The sequence below is a fragment of the Streptomyces glaucescens genome, from assembly GCF_000761215.1.
GTDB lineage: Bacteria > Actinomycetota > Actinomycetes > Streptomycetales > Streptomycetaceae > Streptomyces > Streptomyces glaucescens_B.
In genome coordinates this window covers 2,418,425-2,436,094 of sequence record NZ_CP009438.1, presented here as the reverse complement: position 1 = coordinate 2,436,094, position 17,670 = coordinate 2,418,425, and the positions used below count along the sequence as shown (strand labels likewise).

The 17,670-nt window shown below is 74.0% G+C and carries 16 protein-coding genes; 8 read left to right on the top strand and 8 right to left on the bottom strand.

Going from position 1 to position 17,670, the window contains the following annotated elements:
* Nucleotides 1-19: 19 nt before the first annotated feature.
* Nucleotides 20-307, bottom strand: coding sequence for a hypothetical protein (locus SGLAU_RS10465; RefSeq protein ID WP_043500441.1), 288 nt, complete (start codon nt 305-307; stop codon nt 20-22).
* Between the two features lie 165 nt (nt 308-472).
* On the opposite strand from SGLAU_RS10465, the gene SGLAU_RS34395 reads away from it, so the two are divergent.
* The 3 genes from SGLAU_RS34395 to SGLAU_RS10450 are packed head-to-tail and all read left to right on the top strand — an operon-like array spanning nt 473 to nt 4,288.
* Nucleotides 473-1,954: a hypothetical protein gene (locus SGLAU_RS34395; RefSeq protein ID WP_052413702.1), complete on the top strand. Its 1,482-nt coding sequence runs from the start codon at nt 473-475 to the stop codon at nt 1,952-1,954.
* Nucleotides 1,951-3,534, top strand: coding sequence for a vWA domain-containing protein (locus SGLAU_RS10455; RefSeq protein WP_043500438.1), 1,584 nt, complete (start codon nt 1,951-1,953; stop codon nt 3,532-3,534). Before SGLAU_RS34395 ends, SGLAU_RS10455 begins: the two co-directional genes overlap by 4 nt.
* Nucleotides 3,515-4,288, top strand: coding sequence for a hypothetical protein (locus SGLAU_RS10450; protein WP_043500436.1), 774 nt, complete (start codon nt 3,515-3,517; stop codon nt 4,286-4,288). Before SGLAU_RS10455 ends, SGLAU_RS10450 begins: the two co-directional genes overlap by 20 nt.
* A gap of 73 nt (nt 4,289-4,361) precedes the next feature.
* Here SGLAU_RS10450 and SGLAU_RS10445 read toward each other — a convergent pair whose 3' ends face one another.
* The 4 genes from SGLAU_RS10445 to SGLAU_RS10430 all read right to left on the bottom strand — a co-directional run bounded on the left by SGLAU_RS10445 (nt 4,362) and on the right by SGLAU_RS10430 (nt 9,211).
* Entirely contained in the window at nt 4,362-5,219 is an 858-nt protein-coding gene (locus SGLAU_RS10445; protein ID WP_043500434.1) for a DUF5336 domain-containing protein, read from the bottom strand.
* Between the two features lie 157 nt (nt 5,220-5,376).
* On the bottom strand, nt 5,377-6,336 hold the full coding sequence (locus SGLAU_RS10440; RefSeq protein ID WP_043500432.1) for an N-acetylmuramoyl-L-alanine amidase: 960 nt from the start codon (nt 6,334-6,336) through the stop codon (nt 5,377-5,379).
* Between the two features lie 9 nt (nt 6,337-6,345).
* Nucleotides 6,346-7,020 carry a class I SAM-dependent methyltransferase gene (locus tag SGLAU_RS10435; protein WP_043500430.1) on the bottom strand — a complete coding sequence of 225 codons (675 nt, stop codon included), beginning with the start codon at nt 7,018-7,020 and terminating at the stop codon, nt 6,346-6,348.
* Nucleotides 7,021-7,390: 370 nt separating this feature from the next.
* A complete protein-coding gene (locus SGLAU_RS10430; protein WP_244315193.1) occupies nt 7,391-9,211 on the bottom strand; it encodes an MFS transporter in 1,821 nt (606 codons plus the stop codon).
* A 267-nt stretch (nt 9,212-9,478) separates the two neighbouring features.
* Here SGLAU_RS10430 and SGLAU_RS10425 point away from each other — a divergent pair, with 267 nt between their 5' ends.
* The 4 genes from SGLAU_RS10425 to SGLAU_RS10410 all read left to right on the top strand — a co-directional run bounded on the left by SGLAU_RS10425 (nt 9,479) and on the right by SGLAU_RS10410 (nt 14,108).
* A complete protein-coding gene (locus SGLAU_RS10425; protein WP_043500427.1) occupies nt 9,479-10,837 on the top strand; it encodes an endo-1,4-beta-xylanase in 1,359 nt (452 codons plus the stop codon).
* A 132-nt stretch (nt 10,838-10,969) separates the two neighbouring features.
* Nucleotides 10,970-12,634, top strand: coding sequence for an MFS transporter (locus tag SGLAU_RS10420; RefSeq protein ID WP_078957665.1), 1,665 nt, complete (start codon nt 10,970-10,972; stop codon nt 12,632-12,634).
* Nucleotides 12,635-12,738: 104 nt separating this feature from the next.
* The gene (locus SGLAU_RS10415; protein ID WP_043500425.1) at nt 12,739-13,278 is read left to right on the top strand and encodes a SigE family RNA polymerase sigma factor; all 540 of its coding nucleotides are present in this window, start codon (nt 12,739-12,741) and stop codon (nt 13,276-13,278) included.
* Nucleotides 13,278-14,108: a hypothetical protein gene (locus SGLAU_RS10410; RefSeq protein ID WP_208868903.1), complete on the top strand. Its 831-nt coding sequence runs from the start codon at nt 13,278-13,280 to the stop codon at nt 14,106-14,108. The genes SGLAU_RS10415 and SGLAU_RS10410 overlap by 1 nt, the downstream gene beginning before the upstream one ends.
* Before the next feature lie 62 nt (nt 14,109-14,170).
* On the opposite strand, the gene SGLAU_RS10405 is transcribed toward SGLAU_RS10410, so the two are convergent.
* The gene (locus tag SGLAU_RS10405; RefSeq protein ID WP_043500422.1) at nt 14,171-14,794 is read right to left on the bottom strand and encodes a GNAT family N-acetyltransferase; all 624 of its coding nucleotides are present in this window, start codon (nt 14,792-14,794) and stop codon (nt 14,171-14,173) included.
* Between the two features lie 214 nt (nt 14,795-15,008).
* Between SGLAU_RS10405 and SGLAU_RS10400 the strand changes: the two genes are divergently transcribed.
* A complete protein-coding gene (locus SGLAU_RS10400; protein ID WP_043500420.1) occupies nt 15,009-15,866 on the top strand; it encodes a MaoC/PaaZ C-terminal domain-containing protein in 858 nt (285 codons plus the stop codon).
* An 82-nt stretch (nt 15,867-15,948) separates the two neighbouring features.
* On the opposite strand, the gene SGLAU_RS35630 is transcribed toward SGLAU_RS10400, so the two are convergent.
* A complete protein-coding gene (locus tag SGLAU_RS35630) occupies nt 15,949-16,107 on the bottom strand; it encodes a hypothetical protein (protein ID WP_099052793.1) in 159 nt (52 codons plus the stop codon).
* A 48-nt stretch (nt 16,108-16,155) separates the two neighbouring features.
* The gene (locus tag SGLAU_RS10395; protein WP_052414075.1) at nt 16,156-17,622 is read right to left on the bottom strand and encodes a hypothetical protein; all 1,467 of its coding nucleotides are present in this window, start codon (nt 17,620-17,622) and stop codon (nt 16,156-16,158) included.
* Nucleotides 17,623-17,670: the final 48 nt, after the last annotated feature.

The following is a 17,670-nucleotide window of genomic DNA, read 5'->3' as shown; positions in this document are numbered from 1 at the left end:
CGAGGTCCCGCGTCCGGGGTCAGTGGCGGTGGATGCGGTTCGCTATGCCGTGGCCCACGAACAGGTAGACCAGGGCGGCGAGACCGTAGCCGCAGACCACCCGCGCCCACGCCTCGTCGAACGTGAACAGGTCGTGCGACCAGCCCGCCAGCCAGCGGGCCGCGTCGTGGACGAACTGCACGAAGTCGTTGCCGCGGTTGGCGTCGAACAGGTACATCAGGATCCACAGTCCCAGGATGAGGGCCATGATGTCGGCCACGATCGCGATGGCCCGGCCTGCCTGGGTGGAGCGATATCGAGGGGACATAGCCGCCGGGTTGCCGCTGCGCCCGGTTCGAAACCGTGCACGGCCGACCGTGGCGGCTCCCCGGCATGGTCATCTGGCGGGAATTTGCCGGGAGTTGGTGCTTCCGCCTGCCGCCGTTCGCCGCCGTCCTCGATAATCCTGCCCCCTTGAGCGGCAGGAGGGCCGTTGTCCGACGACAGGACCACCGACGACAGGACCACCGGCGCCAGAGCCCCGGACGGCACCACCCCCGGCGCCAGAGCTCCCGACGGCACCACCCCCGGCGCCGGAGCTCCCGACGGCACCACCTCCGACGGCCCGACCACCGGCGGCCCGACCACCGGCGGCTCGACCACTGGCGGCGCGGCGCCCGCCGTCGAGGAACCGCGGCTCACCACCCGGCGCACCGACCGCCGCCGCGCCCCCCGGCACGTCCTGGCCGTGCTGCCGTTCGCCGTCGCGGGACTGATCTCCCTGCTGCTGTCCGGCAACACCCTGCGGCCCTTGGAGCACATCACGACGATCGAGGCGCGCATGGCCTCGAAGTCCGACTACTTCAAGGACCCGGAGGTGCAGAGGCTGTTGCTCCGGCACGGCCTGCGCGTCGACATCCACCGCCTCGGCTCCCGCGGCATCGCCACCCAGTCCCTGCGCGGCATGGACGTCGTCTTCCCGTCCGGCCAGCCCGCCGCCAAACTGATCCTGGACCGCCAGGACCGCTCCGTGCGCTCGGTCCGCCCCTTCGTCAGCCCGCTGGTCCTCGGCACCTTCCACGACTACGCCGAAACCCTCGTCGAGGCGGGCGTCGCCACCCCGCAGCCCGCCCCGGGCCGCACCACCCTCTACTACGACCTCGACATGGTCCGCTTCATGCGCCTCCTCGACGGCGTCGACGACCCCCGCAGCCCCAAGGACGGCACCGGCCGCACCGCGGACACCTGGAACGGCATCGGCTACGACGACATCACCCGCGACGGCGGCAGCAACAGCGGCCGGGTCCTGGTGCGCACGTCCAACGTCTGCGAGTCCAACGCCGCCGGCACCTACCTCAGCCTCCTCGCCTTCGTCGCCAACGGGAACCGCACCCCCGGCACCCGCCCGCCCGGCACCCGCACCCCCGGCGCCCGGACGGGAAGCGGCGCCCGGCCCGCCGCCGACGCCGTCCAGCGCCTCGCCGCCGAGATCAAACCCCTCATCGACCTCCAGGGCATGTGGGCCGACGAACAGGCCGAGAGCTACTTCTCCGACCTCGGCGAGTCCATCGCGCCGGTCTCCCTCCTCTACGAGCACCAGTACCTGGCCCACCAGATCGCCCACCACGACCGCAACGGCGAACAGGACACCAGCCGCGTCCTGCTCTACCCCACGCCCTACGCCCTCACCGAACCGCAGCTCATCTCCCTCACCGGCAGGGGCGACCGGCTCGTCGAGGTCATCCAGGAGGACGAGGACCTGCGCCGCCGGGCCATCGAACTCGGCTTCCGCGTCCGCTTCTCCGGCGCCGACGGCACCAGCGACCAGCTCAACGCCTACCTCGCCGAACACGCCATCCAGGTGCCGCGGGAGAACAGCGACCGGACCAAGGTCTACGAACCCGACCTGGAAGTCCTGGAGGAGATCATCGACCACGTGGGCGACTGCCCGCCGCCCGTCCGGGACACGCCGTGAGGGCCGCCGTACGGGCCGTGCTCGGCCTCGCCCTGCTCGCCACCGCGCTCACCGCCTGCGCCGGCGACGACGACCCGGTCACCCTGCGCGTCCTCGCCAGCCCCGAACTCGCCGACGTGGCACCCCTGCTGGCCGGTCTGGAGGACGACACCGGCGTCCGGCTGGACATCGACTACCGGGCCAACGCCGACCTCGACGGCCAGCACCCGGCCGAGGACGGCGGCACCGCCTACGACCTCGCCTGGCTCGCCTCCGACCGCTCCTTCCAGCTGCGCGTCCGGGACTCCGACGGGCGGCTCGCCCGCCCCGAGTCCACCCCCGTCATGCGCTCCCCGGTCGTCGTCGGCCTCGCCCCCGCCCCCGCCCGCACCCTGCGCGCCGGGGCCCCCGGCGGCCGGATCTCCTGGGCCGACGTCGCCGACGCCGCCGCCGACGGCACCGTACGGTTCGGCATGGCCGACCCGCGGCGCAGCGACACCGGCCGCGCCGCCCTCGTCGGCGTCGCCACCGCCGCCGCCGGCACCGGCACCGCCCTGCGCGAGGAGGACGTCACCTGCGACCGGCTGCGCGGCTTCCGCTCCGGCCAGACCCTCACCGCCGCCAGCTCCCGCGAACTCGTCGGCCGCTACCCCGCCCGGCAGGGCGACACCAACGCGCTCATCGCCCACGAGGCGGAACTCCTCGCCCTCAACGCGTCAGGCGCCCTGCGCACCCCCCTGGAGATCGTCCACCCCGACGACGGCATGATCCTCTCCGACTTCCCGCTGCTGCTCCTCGACCCCGGCGAGCGGCGGGCCTACCGCGAGGTGACCGAGTGGCTGCTCACCGCCGGCACCCAGCGCGCCCTGATGGAACGCACCTATCGCCGCCCGGTCAACCAGGACGTCGAACCGTCGGCGCGGCTGCGCACCCCCGTCGGCAACGCGCTCTCCTTCCCCGACCGCCTCTCCATCGTCGAACAGCTCGTCACCGACTACGGCGACCCCGCCCGGCGCACCGCCGGCCAGGTCGTCTTCGTCCTCGACTTCTCCACCTCCATGCGCGGCGCCCGCATGGCCGCACTGCGCGCCGCCTTCGCCGGACTCAGCGGCGCCGACGACACCGCGACGGGCAAGTTCGCCCGCTTCCACCGCGGCGAGCGGCTCACCGTGGTCCGGTTCGGCGGCCGGGTGCTGGAGGAGCGCACGGTGACGGTGCGCGGCGAAGCCGACCTGCGCACACTCAACGCGACCGTCGCGCACGGGGGTTACGACGACGCGACCGCCCTGTGGTCCGCGCTCGCACGCGGTTACCGCATCGCCGCCGCCGCCGTGCGCGAGGACCCCGCCCGGCCCGTCGCCCTCGTGCTGATGACCGACGGCGAGAACAACGCGGGCATCACCTACCGGGAGTTCCTGCGCCGCCACCGGGCGCTCGCGCCGGAATCCGGGGCGGTGCCCACCTTCCCCGTCCACCTCGGAGAGGCCGACCCGAACGCCCTGCGGCGGGCCGCCGACGCGACCGGCGGCCGCGTGGTCGACGCCGGACTCTCCTCCCTCCCCGACGCGTTCAAGGAGATCCGTGGGTGTCATCGACAGTGAGTGGTGGGCCCTGTGGTGGCCGTGGCTGGTCGTCTGGGCGGCGACTGCGGCCTGCTGGGCCGTCCTGCTGCGCCACGCCCTGATCCGGCTCGGCCGGCCCCGCAGCCGCCGCCAGGGCGGCCGCACGGTCCACGGCATGTGCTTCTTCCTGCACGAACAGCGGGTGATGGACCTCTACCAGCAGGGCGGCTTCTCCGCCGCGCTGGAACAGGAGGTCGCCGACCGGATCAACGTCACCAGCGGCGTGGGCCTGCGCGCCAAGTTCGGCCTCGGCAGCGGCAAGGCGAACCGGGACGTCACCGAGGAACGCGTCACCGCCTACATCCAGCAGAGCACCCCGATCACGGTGATACGGCTGCTCATGGACACCATGCGCAAGGAGGACGTGGTCGTCCAGGCGGACCTCACCACCGGCCTGATCGTGCCGAACCGGGCCCTCGCCGACACCCTGCGCGAGCACGGCGGCCGGGTGCCGCTCACCTCCGTCGCCGTCGTCTCCGCGTTCGTCTCCGTCACCGGCCGCTTCACCGCCCGCCGCTCCGACAGCGGCGACATCGTGCTGCGCGCCCCCTACGGCGACGGCCCCGGCCCCGCCCACGTCCGCGTCACCTGCGAGGCGGCGGGCGTCCGGGAGGGCTTCCAGAACGCGGAGTACTTCACCGGGGAGTTCCAGGCCCGCTGCCTCGGCAAGGTGCAGACCTGGAACGGCGAGACGGGCGAGCTGTCCCTGAACCCCGTGGCCATCTTCCTCTGACGCGACGTCAGCGGGGGAACGGGACGGCCCCCCGCCCGGAGGGGCGAGGGGCCGTGTCGGAGCGAGCGGGGCGTCAGCCGCGCTGGATCCCGCTGGTGTCCTGCAGGACACCCCGGCGGCCGTCCTGCGTCTGCGCGACCAGGGCCGCACCGCGCTGCTCGACGGCCAGGTACCAGGTGCCCGGCGCCAGTTCGGCGATCGGCGCCGGCGAACCGTCCTCCGCGAACAGCGGACGCGGCACCGGAACGGCGAACCAGAACGGCGAGAAGTCGCCCGCCGGCTGCTGCGGGGCCTGCGGCTGCTGCGGCTGCTGCGGCTGCTGGGCGCCGTACGGCTGCTGCTGCGGGCCCGGCTGCGGCTGGCCGCCGAACGACGGCTGCGGGGCACCCGGGCCGCCCGGGCCGCCGGGGTAGCCGTAACCGCCCTGCGGCTGGGCGCCGTACGGCTGCGGGGCGGCCGGGCGCGGGGCGCCGACCAGCGCGGCCTTGAGGGCCGGGACCAGGGGAGTGGCGATCGCGGCCGCGGCCATGATCAGGGTCGCGATGAGGGCGAGGATCAGGCCCGTACCGGCGTCGGGGGCGCCGTCGTTCGAGCCCGGGCCGATGTTGTCGATGCCGCCCGTCACGTCGAAGATGTTGCCGAGCGCGCTCCAGGCCGCGAACACCGTGAAGGCGACGCCGAACTGGCCGAGGTCCAGGCCCGCGACCTTGCGCGGCTGCGGCAGCCCGCGCGAGACGACGACGAGCGCGGCGCCGATGAGACCGGCGAGGACCACGCTGAGGACGACCGGTCCGCTTCCCCACAGGCTCGGGAGGTCGTAGTCGTCGGGTACCCCGTCGATCGAGTAGAGGCCGAGGAACGACGCGATGAACAGCAACACCGCTGCTCCGATCACCACGCCGTCGCCTCTAGTGAGGGAGCGGATATTCACTTCAGGTCCTTCGTAGGTCGTCTCGTCGTCGTCAGAGGCGTCGCTGTCACCATGTCGCCGTCAGGCCTGGTGTGAAGCGCGGGGGTGGCCCCTCATCGTACGGACGACCCTATCGTCCGCCCGTCGGGGCTGTCCGCCGGGATCCGCGCGCGGAGCCCTACCCGCGCAGGAAACTCACGATTCCGTCAGAGATCCCTCGCGCCGCCTTCTGCCGCCAGGCGCCGCTGGTCAGCAGTGCCGCGTCCTTGCTATCGCGCATGTTCCCGCACTCGATGAACACCTTCGGAACCGTTGACAGATTGAGACCGCCGAGGTCCTCGCGGGTGACCAGTCCGGTGCCGTCGCCGACGTAGTTGGAGGGGGCGCTGCCGGTCGCCCGCACGAAGTTGCCGGCGATGCGCTCGCCCAGCTCGCGCGAAGGGCCCACGATGGCACGGGTGTCGGCGGCGCCCGCCCGCACCTCGCCCGGCAGGATCACGTGGAACCCGCGGTTGCCGGCACCCGACCCGTCGGCGTGCAGGGACACCACGGCGTCGGCCCCCGCCTCGTTCCCGATCCGCGCCCGCTCGTCGATGCACGGCCCGAACGGCCGGTCGGCGTCCTGCGTCAGCTTCACGGTGGCGCCCTGCGCCCGCAGCAGCGTCCGCATCCGGCGGGCGACGTCGAGGGTGAACCGGGCCTCGGCGTACCCGTCGTTCGTCTCGGTGCCGGTGGTGTCGCACTCCTTGCGGCCCGTCCCGATGTCCACCTGCCGGTTGATCTCGGCGGTGTGCCGGCCGTTGCCCGGATTGTGCCCGGGGTCGATGACGACGACCTTGCCCCTGAGGGGAGCGGCGGCGGTCGTGGCCGTCGCGTCGGCGCCCGGCCTGCGGTCGTCGTCGGCCGACGGGGGGCCGGAGGGGTCCGCGGGCGCGGGAGCCCCGGAACCGCGGACGTCGCCGGCGGACGCACTCACCGAGGGCGCGGCCGTACCGCCGCCGTCCGTTCCCCCGGCGCCCTCGACCACGAGCCACCCGGCCAGCGCCCCGACGGCCAGCGCGCCCGCCACCACGGCGAGCAGCCTGCGGCCTGGGCGACGGCGGGCGGGAGGATCGAATTCCGGACCTGCGTACGACACGGGGCCACCCTAGCGGGCGGCCGGCGAACCCACCGGGTGCCCCGCACCCGTGCGCCGCAGCACGCGCATCGACCCCGCGACCCCCACCTCCGTGAACGCCCCCGACTCCAGGGCCCGCAGGTAGACGCGGTACGGCGCCTGGCCGGTGAACTCGTCGGCCGGATCAGGGAAGACGTCGTGGATGACCAGCAGACCGTCCGGCGCCACCCACGGCGCCCACCCCTCGTAGTCCGCGCGGGCGTGCTCGTCGGTGTGGCCCCCGTCGATGAAGACCAGGCCCACAGGCGTGTTCCACAGCGCCGCGATCTGCGGGGAACGGCCCACCAGGGCCACCACGTGCTCCTCCAGGCCCGCCCGGTGCAGGGTGCGGCGGAAGGCCGGAAGGGTGTCCATCAGACCCAGCTCCGGGTCGACCGTCTCCGGATCGTGGTACTCCCAGCCGGGCTGCTGCTCCTCGCTGCCCCGGTGGTGGTCGACGGTGACCGCGGTGACACCGGCCGCACGGGCGGCGTCCGCGAGCAGGATCGTCGACCGGCCGCAGTACGTGCCGACCTCCAGCAACGGCAGCCCGAGCCGCCCCGCCTCCACCGCCGCCGCGTACAGCGCCAGCCCCTCGTCGACCGGCATGAACCCCTTCGCGGCCTCGAACGCGGCCAGGATCTCCGGCTTGGGTGCCGTGCTCATGGGTCCCTCTCGGTCGTACGACTCTTCCACCCGCCATGCTCCATCACCCCCACCCCCCACCCGACACCGGGTACGCCCCCACCAGGAGCGCGCGAACCCGCCCCCGCACCCCCAGGGGCGCGGGGAACTGCGCGCCCAGCCACCACGGCGCCGCACCCGAAGGACGCCAGCCCCAAAGGGGCGCGGGGAACTGCGCGAAATCCACAACGCCGCCGCACCCCCCAGGGGCGCGGGGAACTGCGCGCCCAGCCACCAAGGCGCCGCACCCGAAGGACGCCAGCCCCATAGGGGCGCGGGGAACTGCGCGAAAACCACAACGCCCCCGCACTCGAAGGACGCCGGCACACACCACCGCCCCACCCGCGGAGCGCTACGCGCTGACGGTCTCCCCCGGCAACGACAGATCCACCACCGCCCGCCCGTCCCCCGCGTGCGTCGCCGCCGAGGCGTGCGGTCCGTGTCCCGCGGCCCGGACGGCCAGGACGTAGGAACCCGATCCCGGCACGGCGAGCGCGTAACCCCCGTCGTCCGCGGAGTACGTCGCGCCCGCCCGGCGGCCGTGCCGGTCGATCAGCGTGACCCGGGCCCGCGCCACCGGCGCCCCGTCGGCGGACAGCACCCGCCCCTGGAAGCCCCGCAGCACCTCCTCGGCCCGCTCCAGCGAAGCGTCCTCCTCGCTGCTCGCCCGTAGCTGGAGCGTGCCCGAGGGCCGCTGCCCCGGCAGGAACAGCGCCAGCAGCAGCCCGGCGGCGACCGCGGCGGTGGCGATGAGGAAGGAGACGCGGAAGCCGTGCATCGTCGGGACGGCGACGCCGCCGGCGGTGTCCGCGGTGTTCGCCAGCACCATGCCGATGACGGCGCTCGACACGGACGTGCCGATGGACCGCATCAGGGTGTTCAGGCCGTTCGCCGCGCCGGTCTCGGAGGCCGGGACGGCGCCGACGATCAGGGCCGGGAGCGAGGAGTAGGCGAGGCCGATTCCCGCGCCGAGGACGACCGAGGTGACGACGGTCTGCCAGGCGGCGTCCATCAGGCCGAGTCCGGCGCCGTAGCCGAGGCCTATGACGAGCAGGCCGAGGATCAGGGTCACCTTGGGCCCGTACTTGGCGGACAGCCGGGCGTAGAGCGGTGCGGTGAACATCATGGTCACGCCCAGCGGCGCCACGCACAGGCCCGCGACGACCATCGACTGCCCGAGGCCGTAGCCGGTCGCGGAGGGCAGCTGGAGGAGCTGGGGCAGGACCAGCGAGACGACGTAGAAGGAGACACCGACCATGATCGACGCGAGGTTGGTGAGCAGCACTTCGCGGCGGGCGGTGGTGCGCAGGTCGACCAGCGGCGCGGCGACCCTGAGTTCCAGCAGGCCCCACAGCAGCAGCACCACGACCGCCGCCGCGAAGAGGCCGAGCGTCGTGCCGGACGACCAGCCCCAGTCGCTGCCCTTGGTGACGGGCAGGAGCAGCAGGACCAGTCCGGCGGACAGTCCGAGTGCGCCGGGCAGGTCGAAGGAGCCGGCGGCGCGCACGGGGGATTCGGGGACCACCAGCAGGACCAGCGCGATGGCGAGGACGCCGAGGCCGGCGGCGCCGTAGAAGAGGGTGTGCCAGTCGGTGTGCTGGGCGACCAGCGCCGCCGCGGGCAGCGCGAGACCGCCGCCGACGCCGATGGAGCTGCTCATCAGGGCCATGGCGGAGCCGAGCCGCTCGCGCGGGAGCATGTCGCGCATCAGGCCGATGCCGAGCGGGATGGCGCCCATGGCGAACCCCTGGAGGGTACGGCCGACGATCATCGGCACCAGCGCGCTGGTGAACGCGCTGATCAGCGCGCCGACGACCATCACGGCGAGGCTGCCGACCAGCATCCGCCGCTTGCCGAACAGGTCGCCGAGCCGGCCCATGATCGGGGTGGCCACGGCTCCGGAGAGGAGCGTGGAGGTGAGGACCCACGTGGCGTTGCCGGGATCGGTGTCCAGCAGTTGCGGCAGGTCCTTGATCACCGGGACGAGCAGGGTCTGCATCACCGCGACCGCGATGCCCGCGAAGGCGAGCACCGGCACGACGGCCCGGTCGACGGTCCGCTCGGTCCGCTCGGTCTTCTCGCTCCGGTCGGGCCTGCCGGGCCTGCCGGGCCGGACGTTGCGGCCGGGCATGTCGGGCTGGCCGGACGGCGTGCCGGTCGTCGTGGGTGTCATGTGCAACAGGAACTCGGTGTACCCGGGCAACTATTCCGATGCTGACGCGACCTCACCGATTCTTGACCGGTCCGTGTCCATCTGATCTCCCATCAGGGCTTTCGAACCCGTCGGAGAGATTGGCGAAAGTTTCGTTCGCACGGCGCCGGAATCGCTCGCGACGATTCTCAAATTCCTTTCCTGCGCATCCCGTTGACGCCCATCTCGCGAGTCCGTACGGTCTCCGCAGCCAATCGGAAACCCGCACGAAACTTTCGGGAGTCAGTCATGCATACCAGTGCGTCCTCCCGTGCCCGCAGGGCACTCGTCCCGGTCCTCACCGGACTGCTCGCCGTCGCCGGTCTCACCACCGCGTCCGGCACCGCCGAGGCGGCGAGCACGCTGGCCGGCGCCGCCGCCGAGAAGGGCCGCTACTTCGGCACCGCCGTCGCCGCCGGCCACCTGGGTGAAGCGCCGTACGTCTCGACGCTCAACGCCGAGTTCGACTCGGTCACGCCCGAGAACGAGATGAAGTGGGACGCGGTGGAGCCGAGCCGCGGCTCCTTCAACTTCGCGAACGCCGACCGCATCGTCAGCCACGCCCAGAGCCGGGGCATGAAGGTCCGCGGCCACACCCTGGTCTGGCACTCCCAACTGCCGAGCTGGGTCGGCAACCTGAGCGCCGGCGACCTCAGAACGGCGATGAACAACCACATCAACCAGGTCATGGGCCACTGGAAGGGCAAGATCCACTCCTGGGACGTGGTGAACGAGGCCTTCCAGGACGGCTCCAGCGGCGCCCGCCGCAACTCGCCCTTCCAGGACAAGCTGGGCAACGGCTTCATCGAGGAGGCCTTCCGCGCCGCGCGCGCCGCCGACCCCGCCGCCAAGCTCTGCTACAACGACTACAACACCGACGGCGTCAACGCGAAGAGCAATGCCGTCTACAACATGGTCCGCGACTTCAAGGCGCGCGGCGTGCCCATCGACTGCGTGGGCTTCCAGTCCCACTTCAACAGCGCCTCCCCGGTCCCCGCCGACTACCAGGCCAACCTCCAGCGCTTCGCCGACCTCGGGGTCGACGTCCAGATCACCGAACTCGACATCGAGGGCTCCGGCACCAGCCAGGCCACCAGCTACGCCAACGTGGTCAAGGCCTGTCTCGCCGTCACCCGCTGCACCGGCATCACCGTCTGGGGCATCACCGACAAGTACTCCTGGCGGGCCAGCGGCACCCCGCTGCTGTTCGACTCCAACTACAACAAGAAGCCCGCGTACACCGCCGTGCTGAACGCGCTCGGCGGCACCTCGGGCGGCGGCAACCCGGGCAACCCCGGCGGCGCCACCTGCACCGCCACCTACAGCAAGCAGGAGGAGTGGAGCGACCGCTTCAACGGCCGGGTGACCATCACCGCGGGCAGCGCGGCCATCAGCGGCTGGACCACGACCGTCACCGTCACCTCCCCGCAAAAGATCGTCGCCACCTGGAACGGCTCACCCACCTGGGACGGCAGCGGCAACGTCATGACCATGCGGCCCAACGGCAACGGCAGCCTCGCCGCCGGCGCCTCGACCAGCTTCGGGTTCACCGTCATGAAGAACGGCAGCTCGGCGGCACCGGTCATCGGCGGCTGCACCGCGTCCTGACCCCGCCCCGCCGGCCCGCCCGCGCGGCCCGTCCCGCAGTACCGCGGCCCCGGTCGTACGACCTCCAGGAGGTCGTACGACCGAGGCCATTGGGACCAAGTGCCGATGCCCGCGCCGGGACCGGCTGAGACCATGGCAACCATGCTCCCAGCGTCCGAGACCACCTCCCGTGCCTCCCTCCGCACCGCACCCCCCACCTGGCTGGTCGTGGCCCTCGCCTGCGCCGGACAGTTCCTGGTCGTGCTCGACGTGTCCGTCGTCAATGTGGCGCTGCCGTCGATACGGGCCGACCTCGGGCTGAGCGGCCCGGGCCTGCAATGGGTGGTGAACGCGTACGCGATCGCCTTCGCCGGGTTCATGCTGCTGGGCGGACGCGCGGGTGACCTGTTCGGCCGCAAGCGGATGTTCCTGGTCGGGCTCTCGCTGTTCACGGTGGCCTCCCTGGGCGGCGGCTTCGCGCAGGAGGGCTGGGAGCTGCTGGCCGCACGTGCCGCGCAGGGCCTCGGCGCGGCCGTCCTCGCCCCCTCCACGCTCACCCTCCTCACCTCCGCCGTCCCGGAGGGCGCCGCGCGGGCGCGGGCCATCGCCACCTGGACGGCGGTCGGCGCGGGCGGCGGCGCCGCGGGCGGGCTCATCGGCGGTCTGCTCGTCGAGGGGCTGTCGTGGCGGTGGGTGCTGCTGATCAACGTTCCGATCGGCGCGGTCGTCCTGGCCGCCGCCCTGCGCTGGCTGCCCGAGAGCCGCGCCGCGGGCCGGCGCCGTCTGGACCTGCCGGGCGCGGTGCTCGTCACGTCGGGGCTGGGCGCGCTCGCGTACGGCATCTCGCAGACCGAGGCGACGGGCTGGACCGCGTCGGCCACACTGGTCCCGCTCTTCGCGGGGCTGCTGCTCATCGGCCTGTTCCTGCTGGTCGAGGCGCGCACGACGGCGCCGCTGATGCCGCTCAGGCTGCTCGCGCTGCGGCCGGTGTCGTCGGCCAACGCGGCGATGTTCCTCAGCGGCTCCGCGATGTTCTGCATGTGGTTCTTCATGACGCTGTACGCGCAGAACGTGCTCGGCTACTCGCCGCTGGAGGCCGGTCTCGCCCTGGTGCCCAGCTCGCTCGCCGTCGTCGTCGGCTCCAAGCTGGCCCCGCGCTGGATGCGCCGGCTGGGCGCGCGGCGGGTTGCCGTGCTCGGCTCGCTGACCGGCGCCGCCGGGTTCGGCTGGCAGTCGACGATGCGCGCCGACGGCGGCTACCTCACCGGGATCATGCTCCCCGGCATCCTGATGATGCTCGGCGCGGGCCTCACCGCGACACCGCTGGCCGCGCTCGCCACCTCGGGCGCGGACCCGCGGGACGCCGGACTGGTCTCCGGCATGATCAACACCTCCCGGGTGATGGGCGGCTCCCTCGGCCTCGCGGTGATGTCGACGATCGCCGCGGCCCGTACCGGGGAGAGCACGGGGGCGGTCCCGCTCACCGAGGGGTACGCGCTGGCGTTCCGGGCGTCGGCGGTGGTGCTGCTGGCGGGAGCCGCGGTGATGGCGGTGTGGCTGCCGGGGAAGGAGGCGGCGGGCACCGCGGGCCCTCCGGACACCGCGGGGGCCGGGAGCGGTGCGGAGGCCAGGAGGTCCGCGGGGGCCGGGAGCGCTGGGGACCTCGCAGGCGCTGCGGGCGGCGGGGACCTCGTGGGCGCCGGGGAGGAAGGGGGCGCTCGGCACGCCGGGGGCGCCCGGAACGCCGGCGGTGCCGGGGAAGGCGGGGGCGGTGCCGGGGAAGGCGGGGACGCTGCGGGGGCCGGGGCCGCTCGCTGAGCCGGCCCCGGCAGGGGGACGGACGGGGAGGGCGGAGAAAGTCGGAGCGGGGAGGCAACGGTTCGCGGTGCCCATGGACTCCTTTGTTTGTCTAGGAGGTGCCCATGGGGGATCGGAAGCAGGCCCGGGACGAGGAGTTCCAGGCCTTCGTCATCGGCCGCTGGCCGCGGTTGATGCGCACGGCATTTCTCCTCACGGGGGAGCAGCACGCGGCGGAGGACCTGGTCCAGTCGACCCTGGAGCGGGTCTACGTGGCCTGGCGCAAGGTCGGCTCGGCCGATGAACCGGAGGCGTACGTCCGGCGCGTGATGATCAACACGCACGCGCGCAAGCACCGCAGACGCCTGCGCGAGTTCCTGGCACCGAAGGACGACTCCGGGCTCGCGCACGACCAGCCGGACACCGGAGACCGCATCGCCCAGGCGGACGACCGCAACGCGCTGCTGAAGGCACTCGCCGGACTGCCCGTGCGCCAGCGGGAGGCCGTGGTGCTGCGGTACTGGGAGGACCTGACGGAGACCCAGACCGCCGAGGCCATGGGCTGCTCCGTCGGCGCGGTGAAGAGCAACGCGGCGAAGGGGATCGCGAAACTCCGCGCCATACCGGGGCTGGCCGAGACGGTGACACAGGGAGGGCGGAAGTGATGAGCGCGAACCGGGAGACCGAGCACGACATGTCGCACACGGACATCGCCTTCCTGCTGGCCGAGGCCGCGGACGAGGTGGAGATCGGCATAGCCCCCTACCAGTCGGTGCTGCGGGGCGGGCGCCGCCGCAGAGCCCGCCGCTGGGCCGTGGCGGCGGCCACGGCGCTGGTGATCAGCGGTTCGTCGGCGACCCTGGCGGTCGCGGGACTGCCGGACGGGGGCGGTGACCGGGTCGCTCCGCCCGCGGCCCGCTCGCAGTCCGCGACCGCTGATGTGTTCGCGCCGCAGCGGACCGTGCTCGCCAGGGGGACGGACGGGGGCAAGGAGTGGTCCGTCGTGCTCGACGTCTGGGCGGCCCCCCGCGACGAGACCGAGGCACAGGCCCAGCTGACGCGGATGGCCGAGTCCGGGCAGTTCCCGGAGGAGGTCCGCAACGCCTACGTGCTGGTCGGCAGCAGCCACTACTTCGTCCACAGCGTCGTCGACGGCACGGCGTCGCTGGTCATGTGGTCCGCCTTCCCCCCTGACCAGAACCCGCCCTCGGACCTCACCACGGCCGCCGTCCCCCTGGACCCGGACGGTGACGGCCCGGACCGTCTGGTCGTCGGCCAGGTCACCAGGGCCGCCGGCGAGGTCACCTGCACCTGGAAGGACGGCACCGGCACCGTGGTCGGACGAGCCCCGGAGGGCACCGGGACACCTGCCGACACCGGGTTCATCCGGCACGCCGAGGGGTCCCCGGTCGACTGGTTCGTCTGCCTCGCGCCCCGCGGCACGGAGTACGCCTCGGCGGAGGTGACCAAGCTCGCCGAGCGGCCCGGGCGCTGAGCACGGCGCCGGCCCGGGGGCGGGCCGAGGCACCCTGCCCGCCTGCCCGCGCCCCGGTCGTCCTACCGGTCCTGCGCCGACCCCGGGCGCGGCTCCCGCCGCATCGCCCACAGGGCCGGCCCGCCGCCCGGCAGCCGCAGTTCGGTGAGCACGGTGAAGCCGAAGTGCTCGTACAGAGGGAGGTTGGAGGGCTTGGAGGACTCCAGGTAGACAGGAAGCCCGGCCGCGTCGGCCCGGGCCAGCCCCGAGCGCAGCAGGGCGGCCCCGTGCCCCTGGCCCCGGGCGGCGGGGTCGGCGCCGATCACCGCGAGGTACCAGTGCGCCTCCCGCGGGCCGTGCTGGGCGGCGGCCTCGACGGCGTCCCGGAACAGCGGGGCGCGTTCGCCGAGGATCTCCTGGAGCTGCTGGACGGTCGTGGCGTCCGGCACGGCCTTCTCCCGCCCCTCCGGCGGGACCCAGAAGGCCGCCGCCGAGGCGGTGTGCTCGCACACGCCGTGCACCAGGTACTGGCGGGTGAGGAGGGTGGCGAAGTAGCGGGACAGCCCGGCCCCCCGGGTGGTGTCCTCGGGGAAGAACCAGCGCATCATCGGGTCGTCGTCGAAGGCGAGGGCCAGCAAGCGGCTGATGGGGGGCACGTCGTCGGACGTCGTCGTCTTCGGTGGGTGCGTCGTCGGCATATGGGTCATTCTGCGCGCAGTGATCTTGACGGGATCACTCGCCCCCGATGCGCCGTGCCGCGGCGGGCACACTGACGCATCGTCAACGGTGGTGCGCCCGCGAGGACAACGCACCGGGGAAGGGCGGACCGCGCCGCCCCGGGCGGGCCGTCCACGCGCGCCCGGCGGCGTGGACGGCCGCGCCCGGGTTTCCCCCTCCGTTCCCGCCGGGCACAGGAGCCCCATGCCCATCGACGCAGCCAAGGCCCTCGCCGCCGGACCCCGGACCGGCGAGATCTCCTGGACCCGGAAGGACGTCCTGCTCTACCACCTCGGCATCGGCGCGGGCCGCCCCGCCACCGACCCCGCCGAACTGCGCTACACGCTGGAGTCCCGGCTGCACGTCCTGCCGAGCTTCGCCACCGTCGCGGGGGGCGGCCCGCCCGGGGTGATCAGCGGCCTGTCCATGCCCGGCGTCGACGTCGACCTCGCCCGCGTCCTGCACGCCGGACAGTCGCTGGCCCTGCACCGCACCCTCCCGGCCGAGGGCACCGCGACCACGAGCGAGCGGATCGTCGCCGTCCACGACAAGGGCACCGCGGCCGTCCTGGTGCTGCGCACCGATGCCGCCGACGCCGACGGGCCGCTGTGGACCGCTCATGCCCGGATCCACGTGCGCGGCGAAGGCGGCTGGGGCGGCGACCGGGGCCCGGCCACCCGGCGCGAACCGCCCGCCGGCGCCCCCGACCGGACCGTCGAGCGGCCCGTCCGGGAGGACCAGGCGCTGCTCTACCGGCTCTGCGGCGACTGGAACCCGCTGCACGCCGACCCCGAGTTCGCCGCGCGGGCGGGCTTCGACCGGCCCGTCCTGCACGGCCTGTGCACCTACGGCATCACGCTGAAGGCCGTCGTCGACACCCTGCTCGACGGCGACGTGACCCGGGTGCGCGGCTGCACCGCGCGGTTCGCCGGGGTGGTCCACCCCGGGGAGACCCTGCGGGTGCGGATGTGGCGGGGCGCCGGGGAGATCCGGATGGACGTCGGCGCCGTGGAGCGGGGCGACGCGCCGGTCCTCGCCGACGCCGGTGTCCGGTACGCGTGAGCCGCCGGGCCACGGGGGATACGACGCGGCCCCGCTCGCCGTGCGGCGAGCGGGGCCGGATGCCGTGCCGTCCGACGTACCGTCAGGCGGCTTTCTCAGTCTGCTGCTCCACCGGCTTGCGGTGCCGGCCGCGGGGGGCCGACTCGGTGTCGTGGGCCGAGACCGGACCGCGGTGCTTGCCGTGGCCGGGCGCCGCGGCGTGGTCGGCGGACAGCGGCTGGGACGTGCAGGCGTCGCTCATCGGAAGGATTCACCCCGTCAACATGATCTTTCTTACAGCCGGGGGAGTCTAACCGGCACACCTCGGGCCGAATCCAGACGGCCACGCCGACCGCCACCGGTTCGTTACAAGTCGCTCCAACGTGCCGTCTCCCAGGGGCGCTTGCTGCAACGGCACCGGCCGTGGCGCGGCCGGTCCCGGAGGGTCCGGCTCCGCCGGCCGCGCCCCCGGTGGCGAGGCCGTGCGCCCCGCGCCGTCCCCTCCCGGACCCCCGGCACGCGCGTCCCCGATGGCCCGCGGCGCGACCTCGCCGGCACCCGCCGTGCCCCGCCTGGCGTCCAGGAGCGTTATGACTCCGCGGGCCTCGGCGGTCTCCCCGGCGGCCCCGGGCCCCGCCTCCCGCGCCCGCCACGAGTCCCCGCCGCCCCGCGCGTCCCCCCCGGGCCGCGCGCCTCCCGCCCGCGGTGCCCTCGCACTCCCGGCGCCGTCCGCCCCCACGGCGGGTGCGGGCGGTGTCACCTCCGCCACGCCGCACGGGGTGCCCCGCGTGGCGTACGGCAGCCGCAGCACGCCGCCCGGGGTCCACAGCCCGGTCCCCGCCAGCCAGCCCGGCGGCGCCGGAAGATGGTGGACCTGCCGTTCGGCCGGCCGCCACACCCCGATCCAGCTCCCCGCCGGACCGTCGATCCGCAGGGCCACCCCGCAGCTCTCCGGCGTCAGTACCTGCCCCGGCTGGATCGCGAACGGCGTCACCGCGCGATCCGCCGGCCCGCGCAGGCACTCCGGGAACCGCACCGGCAGCGTGCTGCCGAGCACCCCCCAGCCGAGGCGGGCGTGACCGGGCGAGGGGGCGTCGGAGCGGATCAGCAGCAGCCCGCTGTCGGGATCGGCGAGCAGCAGCCGGTCGTCGCTGTCGGCGGCGATCTGCAGCAGCGGTGACACCTCGCCGCCGCGTTCCAGGTCGACCACCACGGACTTGGTACGACCGTCCAGCTCCCGGTCGAGCGCGAGCATCCGCCCGGACCGGTCCAGCCACACCCCGCCCGAGCAGCGCCCCGGCACCTCCGCCACGTGCTCGGGCCCGAACGCGCCGCCGGCGACGAGCCACACCGCGCTGGAGCGCGGTCCTGCGGCGAGGGCGTACGCGCGGTCGCCGCCCGGTGCGGGCGGCAGCAGCCGCAGCGCGGCGCCCCCGCACTCCACCGCGCCCAGCGGTAGCTCGCCGGTGCCGGGGCCGGCCGGGTAGAGCAGCGAGAAGGCGTGCCGTCCGGCGGCGTGGCGGCGGATGAGGACCCGCCCGTCGCCCATCGGCTGCACCTCGGTACCGGGCTCCTCCGGCTGGTTCCCCGGCAGCGGAACGGCGTACGGCTCGGGTCCGTCCAGGGTCCAGCGCTCCGGGAACCAGGAGTCGCCGCTGCGGGTGAGACGCGCGGCGTAACCGCCGTCCACCGTGATCACACAGCCCGGCCGCGGGGGGAAGCCGTCCCCGTCGCCGCCCCGGTCTCCCGCCGCGGGCTCGATCACACAGGCCGTCATCATTCGGTCACCTCCGGCGACGAAGCTAGTTTTCGTACGCACAGACGG